General features: G+C 32.8%; 18 protein-coding genes. 10 read left to right on the forward strand and 8 right to left on the reverse strand.

The features are described from left to right. Positions 1–4: 4 nt before the first annotated feature. Together NEF87_RS06620 and NEF87_RS06625 are read right to left on the reverse strand one after the other, a co-directional pair. Positions 5–379, reverse strand: a complete 375-nt coding sequence (locus NEF87_RS06620) for a hypothetical protein (protein ID WP_457919159.1) — start codon at positions 377–379, stop codon at positions 5–7. 81 nt (positions 380–460) lie between these two features. Beyond that, entirely contained in the window at positions 461–1,669 is a 1,209-nt protein-coding gene (locus NEF87_RS06625; protein ID WP_457919160.1) for a lycopene cyclase family protein, read from the reverse strand. A gap of 98 nt (positions 1,670–1,767) precedes the next feature. Here NEF87_RS06625 and NEF87_RS06630 point away from each other — a divergent pair, with 98 nt between their 5' ends. The 4 genes from NEF87_RS06630 to NEF87_RS06645 all read left to right on the forward strand — a co-directional run bounded on the left by NEF87_RS06630 (position 1,768) and on the right by NEF87_RS06645 (position 5,947). Continuing rightward, positions 1,768–2,718, forward strand: a complete 951-nt coding sequence (locus NEF87_RS06630; protein WP_457919161.1) for a DNA methyltransferase — start codon at positions 1,768–1,770, stop codon at positions 2,716–2,718. Between the two features lie 27 nt (positions 2,719–2,745). Further along, on the forward strand, positions 2,746–3,309 hold the full coding sequence (locus NEF87_RS06635) for an Lrp/AsnC family transcriptional regulator (RefSeq protein ID WP_371805638.1): 564 nt from the start codon (positions 2,746–2,748) through the stop codon (positions 3,307–3,309). Between the two features lie 198 nt (positions 3,310–3,507). Then, positions 3,508–3,966, forward strand: a complete 459-nt coding sequence (locus NEF87_RS06640; RefSeq protein ID WP_371805639.1) for a thioredoxin family protein — start codon at positions 3,508–3,510, stop codon at positions 3,964–3,966. 208 nt (positions 3,967–4,174) lie between these two features. Continuing rightward, positions 4,175–5,947, forward strand: a complete 1,773-nt coding sequence (locus NEF87_RS06645) for a NosD domain-containing protein (protein ID WP_457919162.1) — start codon at positions 4,175–4,177, stop codon at positions 5,945–5,947. A gap of 101 nt (positions 5,948–6,048) precedes the next feature. On the opposite strand, the gene NEF87_RS06650 is transcribed toward NEF87_RS06645, so the two are convergent. Continuing rightward, on the reverse strand, positions 6,049–6,900 hold the full coding sequence (locus tag NEF87_RS06650; RefSeq protein WP_457919163.1) for a TolB family protein: 852 nt from the start codon (positions 6,898–6,900) through the stop codon (positions 6,049–6,051). Between the two features lie 454 nt (positions 6,901–7,354). Between NEF87_RS06650 and NEF87_RS06655 the strand changes: the two genes are divergently transcribed. Next, on the forward strand, positions 7,355–7,765 hold the full coding sequence (locus NEF87_RS06655) for a hypothetical protein (RefSeq protein ID WP_457919164.1): 411 nt from the start codon (positions 7,355–7,357) through the stop codon (positions 7,763–7,765). A 901-nt stretch (positions 7,766–8,666) separates the two neighbouring features. Here NEF87_RS06655 and NEF87_RS06660 read toward each other — a convergent pair. Then, positions 8,667–9,539, reverse strand: a complete 873-nt coding sequence (locus NEF87_RS06660) for a hypothetical protein (RefSeq protein ID WP_457919165.1) — start codon at positions 9,537–9,539, stop codon at positions 8,667–8,669. Positions 9,540–9,741: 202 nt separating this feature from the next. Between NEF87_RS06660 and NEF87_RS06665 the strand changes: the two genes are divergently transcribed. Then, entirely contained in the window at positions 9,742–10,707 is a 966-nt protein-coding gene (locus tag NEF87_RS06665; RefSeq protein WP_371805644.1) for a hypothetical protein, read from the forward strand. Positions 10,708–10,727: 20 nt separating this feature from the next. Here the strand turns inward: NEF87_RS06665 and NEF87_RS06670 are convergent, their stop codons facing one another. Together NEF87_RS06670 and NEF87_RS06675 are read right to left on the reverse strand one after the other, a co-directional pair. After that, entirely contained in the window at positions 10,728–11,579 is an 852-nt protein-coding gene (locus NEF87_RS06670; RefSeq protein WP_457919166.1) for a hypothetical protein, read from the reverse strand. A 107-nt stretch (positions 11,580–11,686) separates the two neighbouring features. Next, positions 11,687–12,052 (reverse strand): roadblock/LC7 domain-containing protein, encoded by a 366-nt coding sequence (locus NEF87_RS06675; protein WP_371805646.1) that lies wholly within the window; start codon positions 12,050–12,052, stop codon positions 11,687–11,689. A gap of 469 nt (positions 12,053–12,521) precedes the next feature. Here NEF87_RS06675 and NEF87_RS06680 point away from each other — a divergent pair, with 469 nt between their 5' ends. The 4 genes from NEF87_RS06680 (at position 12,522) to NEF87_RS06695 (ending at position 16,161) form a co-directional block, all read left to right on the forward strand. After that, positions 12,522–12,716 carry a ribbon-helix-helix domain-containing protein gene (locus tag NEF87_RS06680; RefSeq protein ID WP_371805647.1) on the forward strand — a complete coding sequence of 65 codons (195 nt, stop codon included), beginning with the start codon at positions 12,522–12,524 and terminating at the stop codon, positions 12,714–12,716. 89 nt (positions 12,717–12,805) lie between these two features. Continuing rightward, positions 12,806–13,810 (forward strand): exo-alpha-sialidase, encoded by a 1,005-nt coding sequence (locus NEF87_RS06685; RefSeq protein ID WP_457919167.1) that lies wholly within the window; start codon positions 12,806–12,808, stop codon positions 13,808–13,810. 39 nt (positions 13,811–13,849) lie between these two features. Beyond that, entirely contained in the window at positions 13,850–14,833 is a 984-nt protein-coding gene (locus NEF87_RS06690; RefSeq protein WP_457919168.1) for an alpha/beta fold hydrolase, read from the forward strand. Between the two features lie 68 nt (positions 14,834–14,901). Continuing rightward, positions 14,902–16,161 (forward strand): MFS transporter, encoded by a 1,260-nt coding sequence (locus tag NEF87_RS06695; protein ID WP_457919169.1) that lies wholly within the window; start codon positions 14,902–14,904, stop codon positions 16,159–16,161. Here the strand turns inward: NEF87_RS06695 and NEF87_RS06700 are convergent. Next, a complete protein-coding gene (locus NEF87_RS06700) occupies positions 16,150–16,935 on the reverse strand; it encodes an MBL fold metallo-hydrolase (RefSeq protein ID WP_457919170.1) in 786 nt (261 codons plus the stop codon). The two genes, NEF87_RS06695 and NEF87_RS06700, sit on opposite strands and share 12 nt — an antisense overlap. Before the next feature lie 45 nt (positions 16,936–16,980). Then, positions 16,981–17,745 (reverse strand): hypothetical protein, encoded by a 765-nt coding sequence (locus NEF87_RS06705; RefSeq protein WP_371805652.1) that lies wholly within the window; start codon positions 17,743–17,745, stop codon positions 16,981–16,983. Positions 17,746–17,790: the final 45 nt, after the last annotated feature.

Consider the following 17,790-nt stretch of genomic DNA (forward strand, 5'->3'; position numbering starts at 1 on the left):
TGCATCAATCTTCTATTATTGCAAAATAACGCTTTAATGCTTTTTCAATTATTTGTTCATCAGAAATTTTTTCTTTATAAGACTGTTCTCGTAATTCTTGGATGCTTTTGATATAATCTTCAGCATCTTTGGTTAAAGCGATAACGGGTTTATCTACTTTCTCGATTAACATCTTGTAAATTCGAAACAGTGCATCATTTGAAGAACGTGAAGATTGTTCCGCATCTTTAAACAGTTCAGAGTGTACCAAAATTGCTAATTCTTCTTCTAACTTTTCAATTTTGCGAAAAACTCGATGAAGAATCACTTTCTCATAATTAGCAGAAGATAAATGTTCATCCGACATAAAAAATAATCGTTCTGCTTTGGAGAGTAGCATATGAAGATCATAAATTTCAGAAATATATATGTTTCCCCCAAGAATTATTACGAAAAATGGTAATCATTCTATTTAAGGACCCTATTTAAATAAAATTGAAAAAACTTTCGGGATCATTCTATAATATTTAAACCCCAAATAGAAAATATAGCGGATAAATGTCCCTTCTTGGAACAATTTCTTAATTACTTTCAAAGGAAAATCCATATCAGCATACTCTCGTATAACATTCTGTAATGATGTTGTGGTATAAAGATGGAAAAAGTGATTGAATTCATGGGGAGCAAGTGCTTCCAAAAGAATACGAATAATATAATGAAGTTTCAATTCGCGACCAATAGATTTTCGTACTTTTCTTTCGTAATGATGATATAAAAAGTTATGTGAAAAATTCTTTTGGGAGATGGCAAGAGAAATAGCGGGGGCAAGAATTTTTGCGGCAGAAACCAGCATGATAATCCCACCCCCAGTTGTTGCTTTTACCATACATGCCGAATCACCAATTAAAACAGTATTTTGAAAAACCATAGGAGCTAATAATCCCACTGGGAGTGCTCCCCCTTGTCGATCAATTTGATTTACTGAAGAGAGATTTAATTTTTTTAAAAATAGCTGAAACGCTTTATTAGGATGGTTTTTTGTGGCTAATCCCACCCGACAAACACTTCCTTCTTTTTCAGGAACGACATAGCCAAACAATTCCTTCCAGCGCGGATTAAAATACATAGATGTCTGATCGATCGGATATTTCATTTCAAATCTTGCTTGTACGGCTGGAATGACATAATTTTTTTGATTGAAATGAGCTGCCACTTTAGAAAAAGGGCCATCAGCACCCACCACCATGCGAGCCTTAATAATTCGTTTTGAAGTTTTAATTATTACATCGGTTTTCGACAAAGCCCAATGCTTTAGATATTTCTCTCCAAGATAATATTTCACCCCTAAACCTTGTGCTTTACATCCAAAATACGCATCAAAGCGAACTCTATCAATAATCACAGGTGATTCTGATCCTGACATTTTAATTGATACTAAATTCGGAGCCACAATTTCCGCTATATGAACACGATTTAAAATAATATCGTCGGGGAAATCAAGTAAAGTTAAAATTTTTTGGGAAATTATTCCTGCACATTGAAAAGGTTTCCCGAGTTCGTAGTGTTCCTCGATAACTATACAATTTACGTTTTTTTCTGCGAGTAAACAGGCGAGATAATTTCCAGCAATGGAACCTCCAATGATACACACATCCACATCCACATCAAAGTTAACCTTGGATTTTTCCACAATTAACTATATGAATCTAAGTATTTCATTTTTTCATAAAGCAATAGTTCAAAAATACCCTTTCCTTTCATTTCACCATGCTATTTGTGGGCGATGAATTGAAGCGACAAAATTCAAAAGCAAAAACTTCCACCGAACCAACTCTATTCAAACCCATTTTTCTTCCTAAAGAAGAACCAAAAGAAACACTGATCATCGAGGGACGAGGAAAATATTCAATCCGGAATAGTCTCAACAATCTTACGGGGACAGAATGGATTAAATTCACACGCTCATGGTTTGAGCACCATCCCCCACCACGAAATAAAAAACAACAAGAACATCTCCACCCCGCTAAATTTCCCGAAGATTTAATCGGAAAATTTATCCAGTACTTTACCAAAGAAGGAATGTGGGTATTGGATCCTTTCTTAGGCACGGGATCAACTTTAGTTGCTTGCGATGCGACACGTCGAAATGGAATTGGAACGGAATTAACGGAAAAATGGGCAAATATCGCAGCTAATCGTACCCAACAGTATGTGATCCAAGGAGATTGTCGAGAACTAAAAAATTATGCGCTTCCCCCCCTCGATTTTTGCATCTCTAGCCCTCCCTATTGGGATATGCTTCACCACTCCCGCGGTGGTTCTGCAAGTACCCAAAAAGCACGGATCAGGGAAGGGTTTGATGCTACTTTTTCGGATGATGAGCGAGACATGGGGAATGTGGAAGATTATGATGATTTCATTGAGATGTTGCTTCAGCTATACAAAGAAATTTTTGATTTAATGCGTCCTGGGGCTTATTGTGCAGTTGTGATGCAAAATTTACTAAAAAAAAATCAGGAATTTTATCCGATTGCGTGGGAATTCGCTTTAAAGATGCGAAACTTTGGGTGGCAATTATGTCAAGAATTTTTGTGGTGCCAACGAGATAAAAAACTAGGTATCTGGGGCTATCCCAACACATACATTTCCAATGTCCATCACCATTATTTTTTGATTTTTCGAAAGCCACTGCCTAAAAAGAAAAAAAAAAGTCGACGAAAGAAAGAAAATAATAATTAGTAATTTGTATTCATTGGAAGTAAGAAAATGGATTTAAAAAAAATTATTGATGATATAGACAAGCAAATTATTGATATGCTCCAAGAAGATCCTACACTCACCCACAGTAAAATTGCGAAGGAATTAAAAAGATCCCAACCGGCTATTGGCGCTCGGGTCAAAAAACTCACAGAAAAAGGGATTCTAGCCACCCAAATCGGAGTTAATTTCAATCAACTTCAAGAACTAAACTTGGTGAAGGTTGAATTAAAAACGACAAGAGTTGAAGATGTTTTAGAGTTGTGCCAACATTGTCCTTATGTCTTGAATGCCTTAAAAACATCAGGTAATTACAATATAACCATCTTTTTGGCATCTGCAAGTTTGAAAAAATTGGATAATGTCCTCGACCGCCATTTTCGAGAAAAAGACTATGTCTCCCAGTTAAAAATGGATTTAGTCACCGATTTTGCCAAAAAATTTGTTTTACCCATGAATTTTCAAGCAGAAATGAGCGACGATGGAGATGATCCATGTGCTAACCACCCTCTTTGTGCCTTAGCACGTAAAAAAGCAGGTATGCGAAGTCCTGCAGAACTAAATTTAGTATAAGAAATCATTATTCATTTGTTTTTTTTTCGTGTTGTTATTCCGGTTTCTGCCTTGTTTCACATGCAAACGAATTAAATATAATATCTTTTTGCGGCAACTATGAAAAAAAAGACAATTTACCGCGAAAAAATTATGGACAATTTGTGAAAAATTAAAAAATCGTTGAAGCTTTTAAAGATTACTAGGAGATTTTTAAAAATGGTTAAAGAAGTAATGCAAGCAGAGCTCGAAGAGCTTATCAAATGCAAAAAAATAGTAATTGTTGATTTTTCAGCAACTTGGTGTGGCCCTTGCAAGTCTATTGCAAAAGTATTGGAATCAAAAGTGACCCCCCAATTAGAAAATGATGACGATGTCGCTCTTGTTAAACTTGATATCGACAAAAATAAAGAACTGGCCACAGCCCTTCAAGTTATGTCTGTTCCTACGATGATGTTCTTCTTCTGCGGTCAACGCATCGTATTTCAAGGTGAAAATGGAAAACAAGAAGATCGTATTGTTGGTTTTGATCCTAATATTGATAAAATGATTTTAGGATTAGTCGACCAATTGAAAAAAACACCCGAACCTGCTGCTGGTGGATGCGGATGTGGTTGTACCGGTTGTGGCACTGAAGGTGGCCATGATAGCGATCCCGATAAAGGCTGTGGATGCTAGTTATCTTTTTTTTATAAATCTTTAATTTTGGAATATTGAAATATTATAAAAAATCCTTTCTGAAAGGATTCTGTCCCATTTTTGGTGGTAAATTAAACTAAGTAGATTTTTTGAATTATTTTTCGATCAATCTCACTTTCTATAATTGTAAAATCAAACTTTAAAGCATGATATCATTCTAAGCTTTATTAGCAAAAAGGTAACTTTTATGATTCAATTCCAAATAATCTCAAAGAGGAAAGCGAATAGACGGGATTTTTATTTCTTAATTATCATTATTGGATTCATTACTTCATATTGCTTAAACTATGATTCAAAATTGTTGAAGACTAAAACTTCAGAACACTCGTCTTTTTCTAAATTGGATAATTTAACAAGAGCCCCTAAAAGCAGTACAACTCATGATCCAATCTATATTAAAGAAGATAATTGGTCATCATTTGATGTGGTTACTGGAAACGGTACTGCTTTAGATCCTTATGTGATATCCGATCTAATAATTGATGCCAGAAATAATGATGAAAATTGCATTGAGATTGAAGAATCTGAAGCATATAGTATCATTCGAAATTGCACATTTATTAATGGAAGAAATGGTTTAGTTTTACGAGATGCTTCTTTTTGTTCAATCGTTGAGAATAATGTAGTCAATAATACTAATAGTGGAATTTTATTATCTAATTTGAAAAATTGTTCATTTACAGGAAATACAATTATTTGTATGAAAAAGAATTCTGGATACTTCTGGAGCATTGGCACCGGTATTAATATTATCAATTTGAAAAACTGTTCTTTCAACCAGAATTTAGTATTAAATTGTCCATTGAATGGAATTTATCTTAAAGATTCGGAAAACTGTATTGTAACGGAGAATTCTATTGAAAACAGCACGCTATATGGTATCAACTTGCAAAATTCGGAAAACTGTATTTTATTACAGAATTCTATAGGGGAAGGATCAAAACGTGGAATTTATGTCTCTGAATCGAATAATTGTACTTTGAACGGTAATATAATTAACATAACAACACGTGATGGAATTATATTTTCAAAATCTAACAATTGCAAATTGTTCCAAAATCAAATCTATGGTTCCGGAATTTCTTTATATAGTAGTTTTAATAATCAAATTGACACCAGCAATAAAGCAAATAGTAAAATAATTCACCTCTACGAAAATATTCAAGGAATTTCCCTAATACGGGAACCGAATGTTGCTCAAGTTATTCTAATCAATTGCTCAAACTCACAAATAATGAATCTTAAAATTTCTGAAACTTCTATGGGAATTTCAGTTCAAAATTCTCAAAATTGTACAATCAAAAATAATGAAATAGCTGATTCCAATTATGGAATTGATTTCAAATATTCTCAAAATTGTACAATCAAAAATAATGAAATTACTGATTCCGATTATGGAATTGATTTCAAATATTCTCAGAATTGTTTTGTTAATGGAAATATTGTGAAAAATATTGCAAGTACTGGAATTTTTTTTTTAAGTACAGAAAATTGTACAATTGATACAAACTCAGTTGAAAATATTTCAGATTGCGGTATTGGGATTCAATTTTCGGAGAATTGTACAATATTGGGAAATTCTATTCTCAACACGGAAGATACCGGAATAATGTTATTATTTTCAAAGAATTGTACTCTGACAAGAAATTTTATTACCAATAGTTCAAAATTTGGTATAAGGTTATATTTTTCATGCAATTGTTCAATTACGGAAAATTTAATCACCCACAATAAGTACGGTATTTATTTGGCGATAGGTTCTTGTGATAATTTAGTGTGGAATAATACTCTCTCAAATAATTCAGAGAAGGATATTCTAGATGACGGAGTCAATAATTTGATCATTGGAATAGGATTACCCTTGATTTTAAGTTTAATCCTTATCATTTTAATTAGTTTTCTTGGAATAGGGGGCATTATTACAGGAATTTTTCTTTTATTAAAAAAAAAGATGGATTAACTTCATTAAAAAGAGAAAAAGAAGAAATTTATTAACCAAAACGATAAAAAACGTTATAAAATCGCATACTTATCTTTTTTTATATTTATATATTTAGTTGTTTAAATAGCATCATCCTTTAATTTTTTAATAAAATTGCTATCGATCCAGTATATTTCTGATTCTCTAACAAAGAAAAACGCTTTTCCATCGGGCGTTAATCCTGGAAATCGTTCACTTCCTTTAGAGTTAATCGTAGGTCCGAGGTTCATGGGTTTAGTCCATTGATCATCTTCGGTATGGAATGAAATAAAAAGATCAAAATCCCCAATACTTCCTGGCCGATCAGAAGAAAAAATCAAATAACTTTCATCGGGAGAAATAAAAGGTATCCAATCATGATGGGAACTATTGATTTGTGGGGGAAGTAATTCTGGAGAACTGAATATTCCCTTTGATTGCCGAATTCTATAAATTCCCATATTGTTTTTCACACCATCCAAAATACTCGTGAAGTAAAATGTTCCTGACTTACTTATACTGGGAGTGGATGTAAAAATATGTGCGAATTTATCGCCAAAAGTTAAATAAGGCACGCTCCATCCATCTTCGGTCCGATCCACTTGCCATACTCGAAGAGTATTCGCTTCCGAAGTGGAATCTAAAGGTCGCTTTGAATAAAAGTATAAATGTTGATTATCAAAAGAAAAAACCGGCCCTCCATCGACAAAATCACTTGAAAACGAAGCGAGTTGGGCAGGATTCCATTTTCCATTTTCAAACCGAGAAAAATAGATCTTTTGGGGTGTTTCTCCTAAAGGGAAAGTTATCATGGACCAGTAACATTCTTTATGGTCGGCTGAAAGAGCTGGACTACTATGGTTATGTTGATCAGTTGAAATAATACACGGAACAAATTCTTGCGGGATATTTGTTGGAAAGGATTGTCCGTAATACTGCATATCTTTATTCATAAAAAATGAATGGTAGGGTTTAATATAAATTTATTTATTTGATTTCCTACAATTAATTGATTCACACATAGAATAATCACTTGATCAACATAATTATTAAACAAATTATGGCTAATTTCCTTGATTCCTCCAAATTTATTCAATGTATGCTCGAAAAAACCCATTTTCTGAGATCTCACATACTTGTGTAAAAGACAACACAGAGAAACTTCACAAATTCTTTTTGAGTCAATTGAAGAAAATATCGCACCTTTGGATACGACTGATACACTTCATGTCAAGGTTTAATTGTGATTTTTGGGATACTCAAAAATAGGATCAATTTGATATTATTCCCTTTGGTATGATTCCAAGCGATAATCTAAATCATTTAACGTTCTATTATTTGACCTCATCGCTTAAATAAAAGTAAATTTCTGATTATTTTAGGGATTTGATTTCGGAAGAATTTTGTATGAGACACAAGAAAAAAATTTTCGGGTTAATATTAGGTCTGACATTGGTGGGAAGTTGGTGCTTTTCAATTGAAGGGATGTCATATCTCGGACATCTCCCCAATGAAAGGTTTGCTTGTATCATCACGCACTTAGAATATCCACCAGATTTATTTGAAGGTCAACAGGTGGAATTCCGGATTTCGGCAACTTCTCTATCCTGTTTTTCAGATCAAGAATTATATCTCCGCAAATACAAGATCTTTCGATTAATTGAAGGTCATTTTTACTACTATCAAGACCCCAAGTTGTTTTATTGTGAAGCAGAATTACCAGTTAGTATGAATTTCACATATATATTTCCGTTTGCGGGAAATTGGAAAATAAAAATTAATGATTTTCCCATCATAGTTTCAGTTCAAAGAAATTAGTCATCAAATTGAATGTTTTTTTATCAATAAATCATAGAGGATAATTATTTCTCCTAATATTGGTAAGATATCAAGTTATAGCATAATGGATGATATATTTAGGGATTATTTTCTTCATAAAGCCGATGTCGAATAGAAATTACAATAGGATGATCGATCAATAGTAGAGATTTTTCTAACAGTGATAACTCAACAGCAGTACCTTCCCATGCTAAACGTTCAAATTGGTGAGAAATGGCACTTATAAATAATATATGGAGCAGAAAAAATTAGATTTGAGCGTTGTTAAATTAATAGAATGGCATTAAGATTTAAATGTAAAATTTAACATAAGATAATCGGAAATAAGTCAATTTTTTATTCCCAAAAAGAGAAAAAATTAATTTTTACGCCAACAATATAGCTGATGGAATTAATAAAGCTTGTTATCCATTTGATTTGGATGGAAATTGTTTCTCTATGATTATAATTCTATTCAGCCTAATGGAGCGACATCAAATTAATGATGGAATGCAGCAGATTTTAGATTTCTTAAGAGAATCCCTTTGAAATCCTTCAAATATTCAATTAATGAACTTAAAATCAATCCAGCTGAGATAAAATCGAAAAAATCGTTTGAAATAATCGTTTTTACTACAAGGAAAGAAAATTCCTAAAATTTGATTTAATGTCCTCCGGAGGACATTCTTTTATAAATAATTTGGAGATAGAATTATAACGTGCTTAATTTAGCGAAAATACAGCCAAAACTAGATTGGAATTATCATCGATAAGAAATCATAATGAAATATGACATGACAGAGTAAGAAAATAAAAATAGAGCGGAATATTGAATGCAGATATTATGGAGAAATGATCCCGATCATACGAAAATGAGAATAAAAAAAGAAAGACCAAAAAATTAAGCCGATAAATCTTTGACCATAGTACGAAGTTCTTGATTTTCCTTCTCCAATTTATTTATCTGATTTTCCAATTGCTCCATTCGCTTAACTATGTCCTTGATGATAGTAGAATCAAAGATAGAATCTCGAATTTTATTAAGTTTGGCTTCAACTTGAGATTCCACCTGAGTTTCAATTCTGTGGAAATTCGATTCCATTTTGGTATCCAAGTGATGCTCAATGTTAGCTTCTAAACGAGAGGCAACTTTGGTAGAGATAACGGGTTTGGAAACAGCAGCTTTTCCTGCTTGAAGTTTAAAAGGTTGAGGTGTGAATCCTTCGCCCATTGGAATCTTTGCAAATGTACGTTTTCCGACAGCCATTACATGATCTTCTCGACTGGTTGCGGTTTGGTTGGATGCAGCGAGAGCAGGAGATAATTCGGCAGCAATTTTTTTATCCGCTTCAGAAATAGTTTTTTTTTCTTTAACAAAACCCGAAGCTTGGTGTCGTTTGACTTGAACATTTTCTGGAACTTTCTCCAATTTTACCGAAGTACGTTCTGATTTTCCTGCGGTTTTTTTTGCTAATTTCTGTTCTTCTAAATTACGCAAAGCCTTTTGTCTCAAGAAACCAATAGTTTTTTGAATCTGATAAGTGTTGATGTTAGGAATTGCCAGTACACTGAGAACCCATCCCGTAAGATGATTGCCTAAAGGAAGTTCCTCGGGGTTCGGAGTATCCTTATACACTTTACTTGCTAAAACATCTCGTGCTTTAACTAGCCGGATCGCCCAAAAATTATTTACTTTGCCCATTTCAAGCTGATATGATGATCCAGCAATCCCAAGTTGAGGGGTTAAGGGTTGAAAATTTTGATTATTACTCATATAACATCTATCTCTCTAATTATTCCTTTTTTATTTACCTATAAGTGATATTTCTTTTTAGGAGTATTTATTTCCTTCTTTTTTGTGATTTAGGAATCCAACAATGTTTGCAAGAAACCAAGATCCGATCGGTCATGGAAACCCAAAAGGTATAAGGAAAGCAAACGAAATAATAATAAAAGAAATTTTACTGGTGAGAGAAATGGTTCAAAGTCGGGGTACTGTTAAACTTAATTTGGAAATATATAAAACAATTATTGCAACTACGACACGCTATGCGAATGCGCGGATACCTGAGGAAGAATGGGCAGAAGTGTACGGATTATTATATGGGTACAATGATGGGGACAATGTAATAATTACAGAAGCGATTCCCTTTACCCATACAAAAAAACAGCGTCATATTTTGAAAGTAGAATTTGATGAAGAAGATTATGCTTTAGCGGCATCAATTGAAAGCGATTTTTATATGAAAGACCCTCCCCAATATATCGTAGGGTGGTATCATTCTCATCCTGGAATTAAACTAATGTTATCTCAAGATGATATTAAAAACCAGTTAGCTTGGCAGTCCAATAATCCCTTAGCAATTGCCCTCGTGTTTAACCCGGTCCGTTTACTCAAGCAAATGGAAGTACCTGCCAGAAAGGGAGATCCTGTGACTCAGTTACATTTGGATTCGGGTTTTGAGATTTATCGGTTGGATGACCCCAATCGTGGGATTGAGGCGGCTTTTCATGCAATTCCTTTTGAATTCACAGATTATACTTTTGATGAAAACTTGTTATCCAATGCCCAAGAGTTTGTACAATGGGTAACAAAAGCGTTTCCACGAGGGGATGCAATCCTTGCAGACTATCAGCGATTTATTGATAATACATGGCAAAAATTAATTGAAACCTATGAAGGAACAGTCAGTTATGTCCAAAGACTGAAACGAAAAGGCGAAACAACGCGTATTTCAGGTATTATTACATCGCAAAGTCAAGAAGCTGCAAAAATTTTGGATCAAGGAAATGCAATGATCAATGTGTTTAAAATGATGAAGATTTATCTGGAATACAAAGAGCGCGAACGCTTAGTTCCACAGATTGATTCATTATTATCCGATTGGGATCAAAAATCAAATGGGTTTTTGGATAAATTCAAAACCATTTCTACGCTTTAAAGGTTTAGCAGCGGGAATTTTTACATGTGGCGCCCACAAATTTTTTTGATTTCTTTGTAACGCGTTCTTAAAGTAATATCTGAAATTTTCGCATATTGAGCAATAATCTGTTGACTGCGAGGAATTCGTTCGCGTAAACAAGCAAAATAAATCACACCTGCAACAATACCTACCGAATTTAGGCCACTTGTATTTTCATGTTTAAGATAAATTGATAAAATCAAATTAGCTTGTTGAACAACAAATTCATCAAGACCTAAACTCGCACAAAGTTTTGGAATTAATGGAGCGGGATTACTTTCTGGTTTAACAAGGTGTAATTGGCTCATTAATAAGTAATAATATCGATATGCGAGTCGAGAAGAAAAGTTATGATCTTCAATTACTTCTTCTATGGATAAAGGATGTTTATTCAGTTTTGCTGAATAAAAGAAACAGACTTGTGAAGTGAGAATTACATTATGAATTTTAAAATTCGGGCATTGGATTGCTTTTTGGAAAAGATAAATACTACGAGTAACAATGTATTCCCCCAATCCAAAACGAGCGCAAAGTCGTTTAATTTCATTAATTCCAATGGTTAGCTTTCGATCATCCCAACTTTTATTCCGATTTAACTTCAAAGCCCGTTTTAGGTTTGGGTTAATATTCATGAGTGATTTTTTAGAGATCGAAATGGTAGTTTCATCAGAATATGGCACTCCATCCCAACTGGAAACAATTATGTTAGTTTCTTTTACAAGACCACACAGATTGCATACAATTTGCCCAGAAGGCATATCAGTAATAAAATTGTGAGAATGTGTCTCAAAATCGATCGATGCAGAACTATCATTGGGATGATAGTTTGAGATGGTTAAAATTTCCCCCATAAAAAGATAAAGGGATCGCGCCTATATGGAATACTTCAAGTTAGCATTTTTTCCAAATATAATGGGAAAAGAATGAACGTAAAAAACGCAAGAAGAAATAAAAAGATTTATACTAACTTTGAGATTTTTGCGCAAGTACGCTGAGTATCTAAGAAAACTAACCCCAATTTAATATCTTTTGTTGTAGAAATAGTAAGAACAGAATTAGGTCCTGCGGACATTGTTATTATATATCCATTGACTCCTCGAACAAACACCATTTCAAGAGTGCCCTTACCAAGTTCTTGAGCAGCACGCTCCCCTAACGACAAGATAGCAGCAGTCATAGCAGCAATCCGAGTTTCATCAGCATTTGAAGGTAAGGCGGATGCAATGGGTAACCCTTCCACCGATACAATTGCCGCAGCTTGAACCTCGGGAATTGAAGCAAGTAAATTTTTTAGGATATCATCAAGTGTTTCGTCATTACTCATGTATTTTACAGCCCTTATTGGAGATATTTTTAACTTTTTTTTATTGATGGTATTTTTCCTTAGACTAAGGTAATACCGCAGCTACTTACTTATCTATGTTTTTAATATGTTTAATATGTTTTTTAATTTATGTAGTGCAATCAAAACACCATTTTTATGGGGATCAATTTTTTTCACATTTCTGTAGTAGGCTTATTTATGGTAATTTTTAAATGCTCCTATCGTACCTTCCTTTTTTAAAAATCACCCTAATTACTAAACATTAAGGTAAGACCCCTTCTTATACATTCTTTTTTACATTAAAAGATATAAATGTTTGCATATAGGAAAAATAGAACCATCTACAAGAAAATTTATAAATTTAACAGACATAATATATTTACGGCACGATCTTACAAATGAATTAGAAGATTTCATAAATCGCTTCATACTTCTTCCCAATTCATCATAACCCTAAGAAGGTAATTAAATGGTCATAGAACGTCAAAAGATGAAAAATATTACAATTGCACTACCTGAAATCTATGTTGAAAATATTGAGAAAATTCAACAAATTGGATTGGTGCCCAGTAGATCGGAAGCAATTCGATTAGCTATTCGTGAATTTCTCAAAAAGGAGATCCATACCTGTCAGCTTTTAGGTTACGACCTCAAAGTGGAATAATTTTTATTCCTTTTTCTTTTTATTACTCCTTTTTCTAATTTTTGACTTGTTTTCACATTTTATTTAAACTAAATCGCATTAAATCCATTATGGAATTTTCTTCTGAAAAAATCACCCTTTTTCACAGCGAGATCACTACATTTAATTTTCTTGAACATCCTCATGGAGGATTTTTAATCAGTTATTTACCTGAAAACTCTTCCAATATTGTTATGATGCAACAAGATCAAAGATATTCGGAATGGAGTCATGAAATCCCCCAAAATAAATCGAATTTTCAACAACTAACCGAAAAATGGAATAGGATTGAGGGTTTTTCATCTTGTTTTGATAATAAGGGAGATTTATTGAGATTTTTCAACGTAAAAACTAACGAGGGACAAGTAAAGTTATATTCCACAGCATCTTATTCATATGGGAAACATTGGGATTCGCTTAAAGAGATGACGGATGAATTTCAATCTTGGAAAATTGTAACCCAACCACTCAAGATTAAAACGGGAATTAATATAGGACAAATAGTATTATCTATTGAAGATCCTCGAGTTAATAGAGCGATGACTGTGTTTACAAAAGATAATGGAAGATCGTGGAATTTCTCGTTATTTGTTGAACCTCCAGAAATTGAGGAAGAACCAGAAAATTTTCATAAAAATGGAACTTTATCACCAGTTACAATCGAACTTAAAAATAATCAACTCAAAATGTATTGTAGAACACTTGATCCATCAAGACTCACAGAATCTATGTCATTTGACATGGGATCAACATGGACAACACTAGTTTCGACTTCAGTACCAGATTTTTCAAAAAAAGATGCCTTTACTGCTTATTGTGTACCGAATATCGAGGGGACTAAAAAAAACATTTTAATCTTAGGAGCAACAGGGCGAGAAAACCAACTAACACCTACTTTATGGTATTCAAAAGATGAGGGAAAAACTTTTGAAGTTGTTTGGAAATCCCATAGCTTAGAATCCAACCCGATAAAGCATAGTATTATTTATTTAGATAAAGAAAAAATTATACACTGGTTATTTGTAATTTCAGATAATATGATTTACCATTATTGGACATCTTTATCAAGTATTTGATCATTTAATTCCCAACTCATTTAAAAGAGCGAAAAAATCATGAAAAAAAAATATACTACAAAAATCTTAGGAGCAAAAGGATTACTGGACAAGGAGATAAAAGAATATTATGGGAGACTTAAGGATCTACGAAGTTCAATTAATAGTGATTCACAATCAACCCAAGCTCAAGAAAATTTGTTTGAATTAACCGGAGGTTTGCGTTTTTTTTACCAAGAATGGATTTCAAATGTTAAACCCTATAATGTAACACCTAAGAAACTAATCTTTGTATTTCATGAGGCATACGGAAGCTCAGATATCTTCTTCCCCCTTGCGGATATTTTAGGAAAAGAAGGGTTTTTAATAATAGGATTAGATTATCGGGGTCATGGAAGAACGGGAGGACAAGCAGGAGGACATCTCGGAGATATTGATAATTTCGATAATATTATCGATGATTATAGATCTTTAATTTCTTCCTATGAGGAAAAATATGATTTACCAATTATATTCATAGGATATGATATAGGTGCCCTAATTGCTTTGAAATTAGCAGCTAAACACCCTCCAAAAAACTTTGAAGGATTGATCTTTATTTCCCCCATCATTCAGTTAAAAGATCGGTTAAAACATGCTTTTCTATATCCAGCACTCACAATCGGAAAATTATTTTCAAAAGGAAATCCAGTACAACCAATTATTCCAGAAAAAATGGAAAAAACTTACTATCGTGAATATCAAGAATATGCGCAAAACAATCCACTTCGGCTCAAAGAAATGTCTTTGAGAATGTTCAAAGCCATTCTTCAATTGATAAGACAGTCTAAAAGATTAAATAAAAAAATTAATTCTCCATGTATGATTTTGCAAGGTACGAAGGATACTTTGGTTGATGTGTTCGCAGTTCACAATTTTTATAATAATTGGTCGCATCCAAATAAAAAAATTAGATTATATGAAAATGCAGGCCATAATCTGCTAATGGATAAGTTTACCAATGAAATTTATGAAGAAATACGTTTATTTATCAATTCAATCTAAGGTGAAAAAAAATAACAGATTTTACAACAGAAAAGGAAGCTTTTGAGTATATCGAGCATGTCGGAATAATGTGGAAATTCAAGTTTTATGGGTTTTTTAAAAATCTCCAATTTTTTGAACCCTACTTACTTCTTATTTTCATTAATTGGGGATACTCTTTCTTCCAAATTGGTATTTTCGTGATGATTCGCGAAATATTTACGTACTTGTTTGAAATCCCTTCAGGTATAATGGCGGACAAATATGGCAAAAAAAATGAACTCTTATTATGTTTTCTCTTCTATATCTTATCCTTCTTTCTATATTTCTTAGGACCGGGATGGTTTGCGGTCATTTTCGCATCAATTTTGTATGGTTTGGGGGAAGCTTTTCGATCGGGGACCCATAAAGCGATGGAATTGCAATGGATGGAAAAAAAGGGTTTGTTAAAATATAAGGCATATATTTATGGAAAGACTAGATCTTGGTCATTGTATGGCTCTACTTTAAATTCGGTACTCGCAATTGTCATAGTATTTTTTATTCCCGCAGAAAAATGGATCTTTTTGTTAGCAACAATTCCATTTATCTTGGATTTTCTTTTAATTAGTTCTTATCCCTCTTATATGAATATTAAATTAGAAAAATCCAAGTTAAAATGGCACCAACAGCTAAAACAAGATTTTCTGGATTTATTTACTGTATTCAAAAATCGAAGATTGCGTAAGGGAGTTTTCACTTCAGCGACCTTTGATTCAATTTTCAAATCCTTGAAGGATTATATTCAACCAATCATAAAAATTTTCATAGTAGCGATATTAATCAATTATAGTTTAGATGAGACCCAGGAAGATTTCTATATTAAATTAATATTAGGTATCATTTATGCCATATTTTACCTCGTCTCATCTTTTTCATCCAAAAATGCATATAATGTCATACAACGAATCAAAAATACTAAACGCACCATTGATCTTCTCTTTGATTTCTTTGCAATTTTACTTCTTTTAGAAGCAATTTTCATGTGGTTGAAAGTCCCGATATTGATCATTCTAATCTATATGGTAATTTATGGAGTATATAACCTACGTCGTCCTATGTTGGTTGGATATATTGGAGAATTAGCCCCAAAAAATCAAAGAGCAACAGTTTTAAGTGTGGAATCTCAAATAAAATCCTTTTTAACATTTCTTTTAGCTCCGATCTTAGGGATCATTGTAGATTACACATCAATTCAAGTATTGTTTATTATTTTAGCAGCAGTGATAATTGGGGTTAATTTCTTGTTTTTGCGCGGAGAATGTTCCACTCAAGAGATTAACTGTGATTCTGCTGATTCAATCAATTGAAAGTAAATCTCCATCATGTGCTACAGAAATATTTGAAAATTTTTTTTTTGCTTCCTTTAGAAAACCTTCTTCTTCAATTTCTGTAAGATCTGGCAAATGGGTTAAAATTAATTGAGAGGCTTTTGAAATTGATGCGAGCATTGCCGCATCTTGGGGCGTACTATGCATTAATTTATGAGCTAAAGATTTTTGAGAATCATCAAATGATGCTTCATGAATGATAACAGTACCTGCTGGAATAAAATTATGGAATTCTTTATTTGGTGCAGAATCTCCAGAATAAAATAATCGACCATTAAATAGAAAAGAATAACATTTAGGGTGATGAATCGATTCTATCCAGTCAATGGAATACTTATCGGTATTAAAATTAAGAGATAAAGGATTTTCATGAATATAAGGTAATTCAATGAGGCGAATTTGATAATTTACATTTTCAAATGGACAAAAAGTAACTTGAATAATTTGTTCAATAGCTGATTTATACCCTTCAGGTACATAAATTTTGGGAGACATCCGGATTTCCTTAAAATTTTTATTTTTTGTATAAAAAGCCCACTTAAATAATAAAGAAATCAAACCAAGAATATGATCAGGATGAACATGGGAAACAAAAATTGCTTGAATTTGATCAAGAGGATAATCAAATTTAAAGAGAGATTTTAAACAACCTTCACCACAGTCGATTAAAATTTTCCCATCTATTATTATTGATGGTAAATTTCTTGTTAGAGTTATTCCATATCCACTAGTACCCAGAAAGCGAAGTTTCATATTTTACAATCTCCAAGCGAGGAGCAAAAAAATTGAAAGGAATTTCTAAAAATTAAAGGAAGAACCTTCATAGGAAGTAATAATTTCTTTTATTCGGGCCAAGTATTGTCCAATATTTGATTTTTCATGTTCAGGAATTGATATGGCGAGAATTCGTTCAGAATCAAATTGTACAATTAGTATATTTGCCCCTTTACCTTGTAAAATCGTATAATCCATGGGAGTTTTCATCATCACTTGTGTCAAATTACTTAAAGCGGAGACTTGAGATCCAACCATCGGTCCTTGAACTTTTCCATTATCGATTATTTTGATAGGTAACCCTTCTTTTGAAATTATTGCGAGAAATGTTGCGGAAGGAATCGCTCTCATTATTTTCACCATAGGATCTTCAGTAATATAATCACTCGTTTCAACAAAAGCAGCAATTTTAAGCAATAAATTATCAAGAACTTTTTGATATTTTATAATACCTTCTAATTCTGCGAGTTTTCGATTTAAAATTGCGGCAGCAGACACATCTTTAACAATAGCCATTAAAATAACATGATTTTCAACAGTTAAATAAGAAGAATTCAAATCATTTTTTGCAATATGAGCAAAGAGACCTTTAGAGATATATTGAAAACTTGTAGCCGAGGCAATCAACTCATTCTCATTAAAATCTGTTAGTTCAGGTTTGAATTTAGTATAAATATTAGTAGCTATATCAGTTCCAACAGAAAATCCTTGAATTGCAACATTCTCCTTCATTGCCTCTTCGATTATTTTGGATATAGATTTAATTAATTCCTCATCATTATTGCTCATAAATTTAAAAAAGCTTTCATACCCTAAAATGATTTCAGAAGAAAA

This window comes from Candidatus Lokiarchaeum ossiferum, assembly GCA_025839675.1.
Classification (GTDB): Archaea; Asgardarchaeota; Lokiarchaeia; order Sigyniarchaeales; family Promethearchaeaceae; genus Lokiarchaeum; species Lokiarchaeum ossiferum.

What these genes read in the sequence shown, in the direction of transcription:
- NEF87_RS06620 (WP_457919159.1), bottom strand. Translation starts at nt 379, where the DNA reads ATGCTACTCTCCAAAGCAGAACGATTATTTTTTATGTCGGATGAACAT.
- NEF87_RS06635 (WP_371805638.1), top strand. Translation starts at nt 2,746, where the DNA reads ATGGATTTAAAAAAAATTATTGATGATATAGACAAGCAAATTATTGAT.
- NEF87_RS06640 (WP_371805639.1), top strand. Translation starts at nt 3,508, where the DNA reads ATGGTTAAAGAAGTAATGCAAGCAGAGCTCGAAGAGCTTATCAAATGC.
- NEF87_RS06645 (WP_457919162.1), top strand. Translation starts at nt 4,175, where the DNA reads ATGATTCAATTCCAAATAATCTCAAAGAGGAAAGCGAATAGACGGGAT.
- NEF87_RS06650 (WP_457919163.1), bottom strand. Translation starts at nt 6,900, where the DNA reads ATGAATAAAGATATGCAGTATTACGGACAATCCTTTCCAACAAATATC.
- NEF87_RS06655 (WP_457919164.1), top strand. Translation starts at nt 7,355, where the DNA reads ATGAGACACAAGAAAAAAATTTTCGGGTTAATATTAGGTCTGACATTG.
- NEF87_RS06660 (WP_457919165.1), bottom strand. Translation starts at nt 9,539, where the DNA reads ATGAGTAATAATCAAAATTTTCAACCCTTAACCCCTCAACTTGGGATT.
- NEF87_RS06665 (WP_371805644.1), top strand. Translation starts at nt 9,742, where the DNA reads ATGGTTCAAAGTCGGGGTACTGTTAAACTTAATTTGGAAATATATAAA.
- NEF87_RS06670 (WP_457919166.1), bottom strand. Translation starts at nt 11,579, where the DNA reads ATGGGGGAAATTTTAACCATCTCAAACTATCATCCCAATGATAGTTCT.
- NEF87_RS06675 (WP_371805646.1), bottom strand. Translation starts at nt 12,052, where the DNA reads ATGAGTAATGACGAAACACTTGATGATATCCTAAAAAATTTACTTGCT.
- NEF87_RS06680 (WP_371805647.1), top strand. Translation starts at nt 12,522, where the DNA reads ATGGTCATAGAACGTCAAAAGATGAAAAATATTACAATTGCACTACCT.
- NEF87_RS06685 (WP_457919167.1), top strand. Translation starts at nt 12,806, where the DNA reads ATGGAATTTTCTTCTGAAAAAATCACCCTTTTTCACAGCGAGATCACT.
- NEF87_RS06690 (WP_457919168.1), top strand. Translation starts at nt 13,850, where the DNA reads ATGAAAAAAAAATATACTACAAAAATCTTAGGAGCAAAAGGATTACTG.
- NEF87_RS06695 (WP_457919169.1), top strand. Translation starts at nt 14,902, where the DNA reads ATGTGGAAATTCAAGTTTTATGGGTTTTTTAAAAATCTCCAATTTTTT.
- NEF87_RS06700 (WP_457919170.1), bottom strand. Translation starts at nt 16,935, where the DNA reads ATGAAACTTCGCTTTCTGGGTACTAGTGGATATGGAATAACTCTAACA.
- NEF87_RS06705 (WP_371805652.1), bottom strand. Translation starts at nt 17,745, where the DNA reads ATGAGCAATAATGATGAGGAATTAATTAAATCTATATCCAAAATAATC.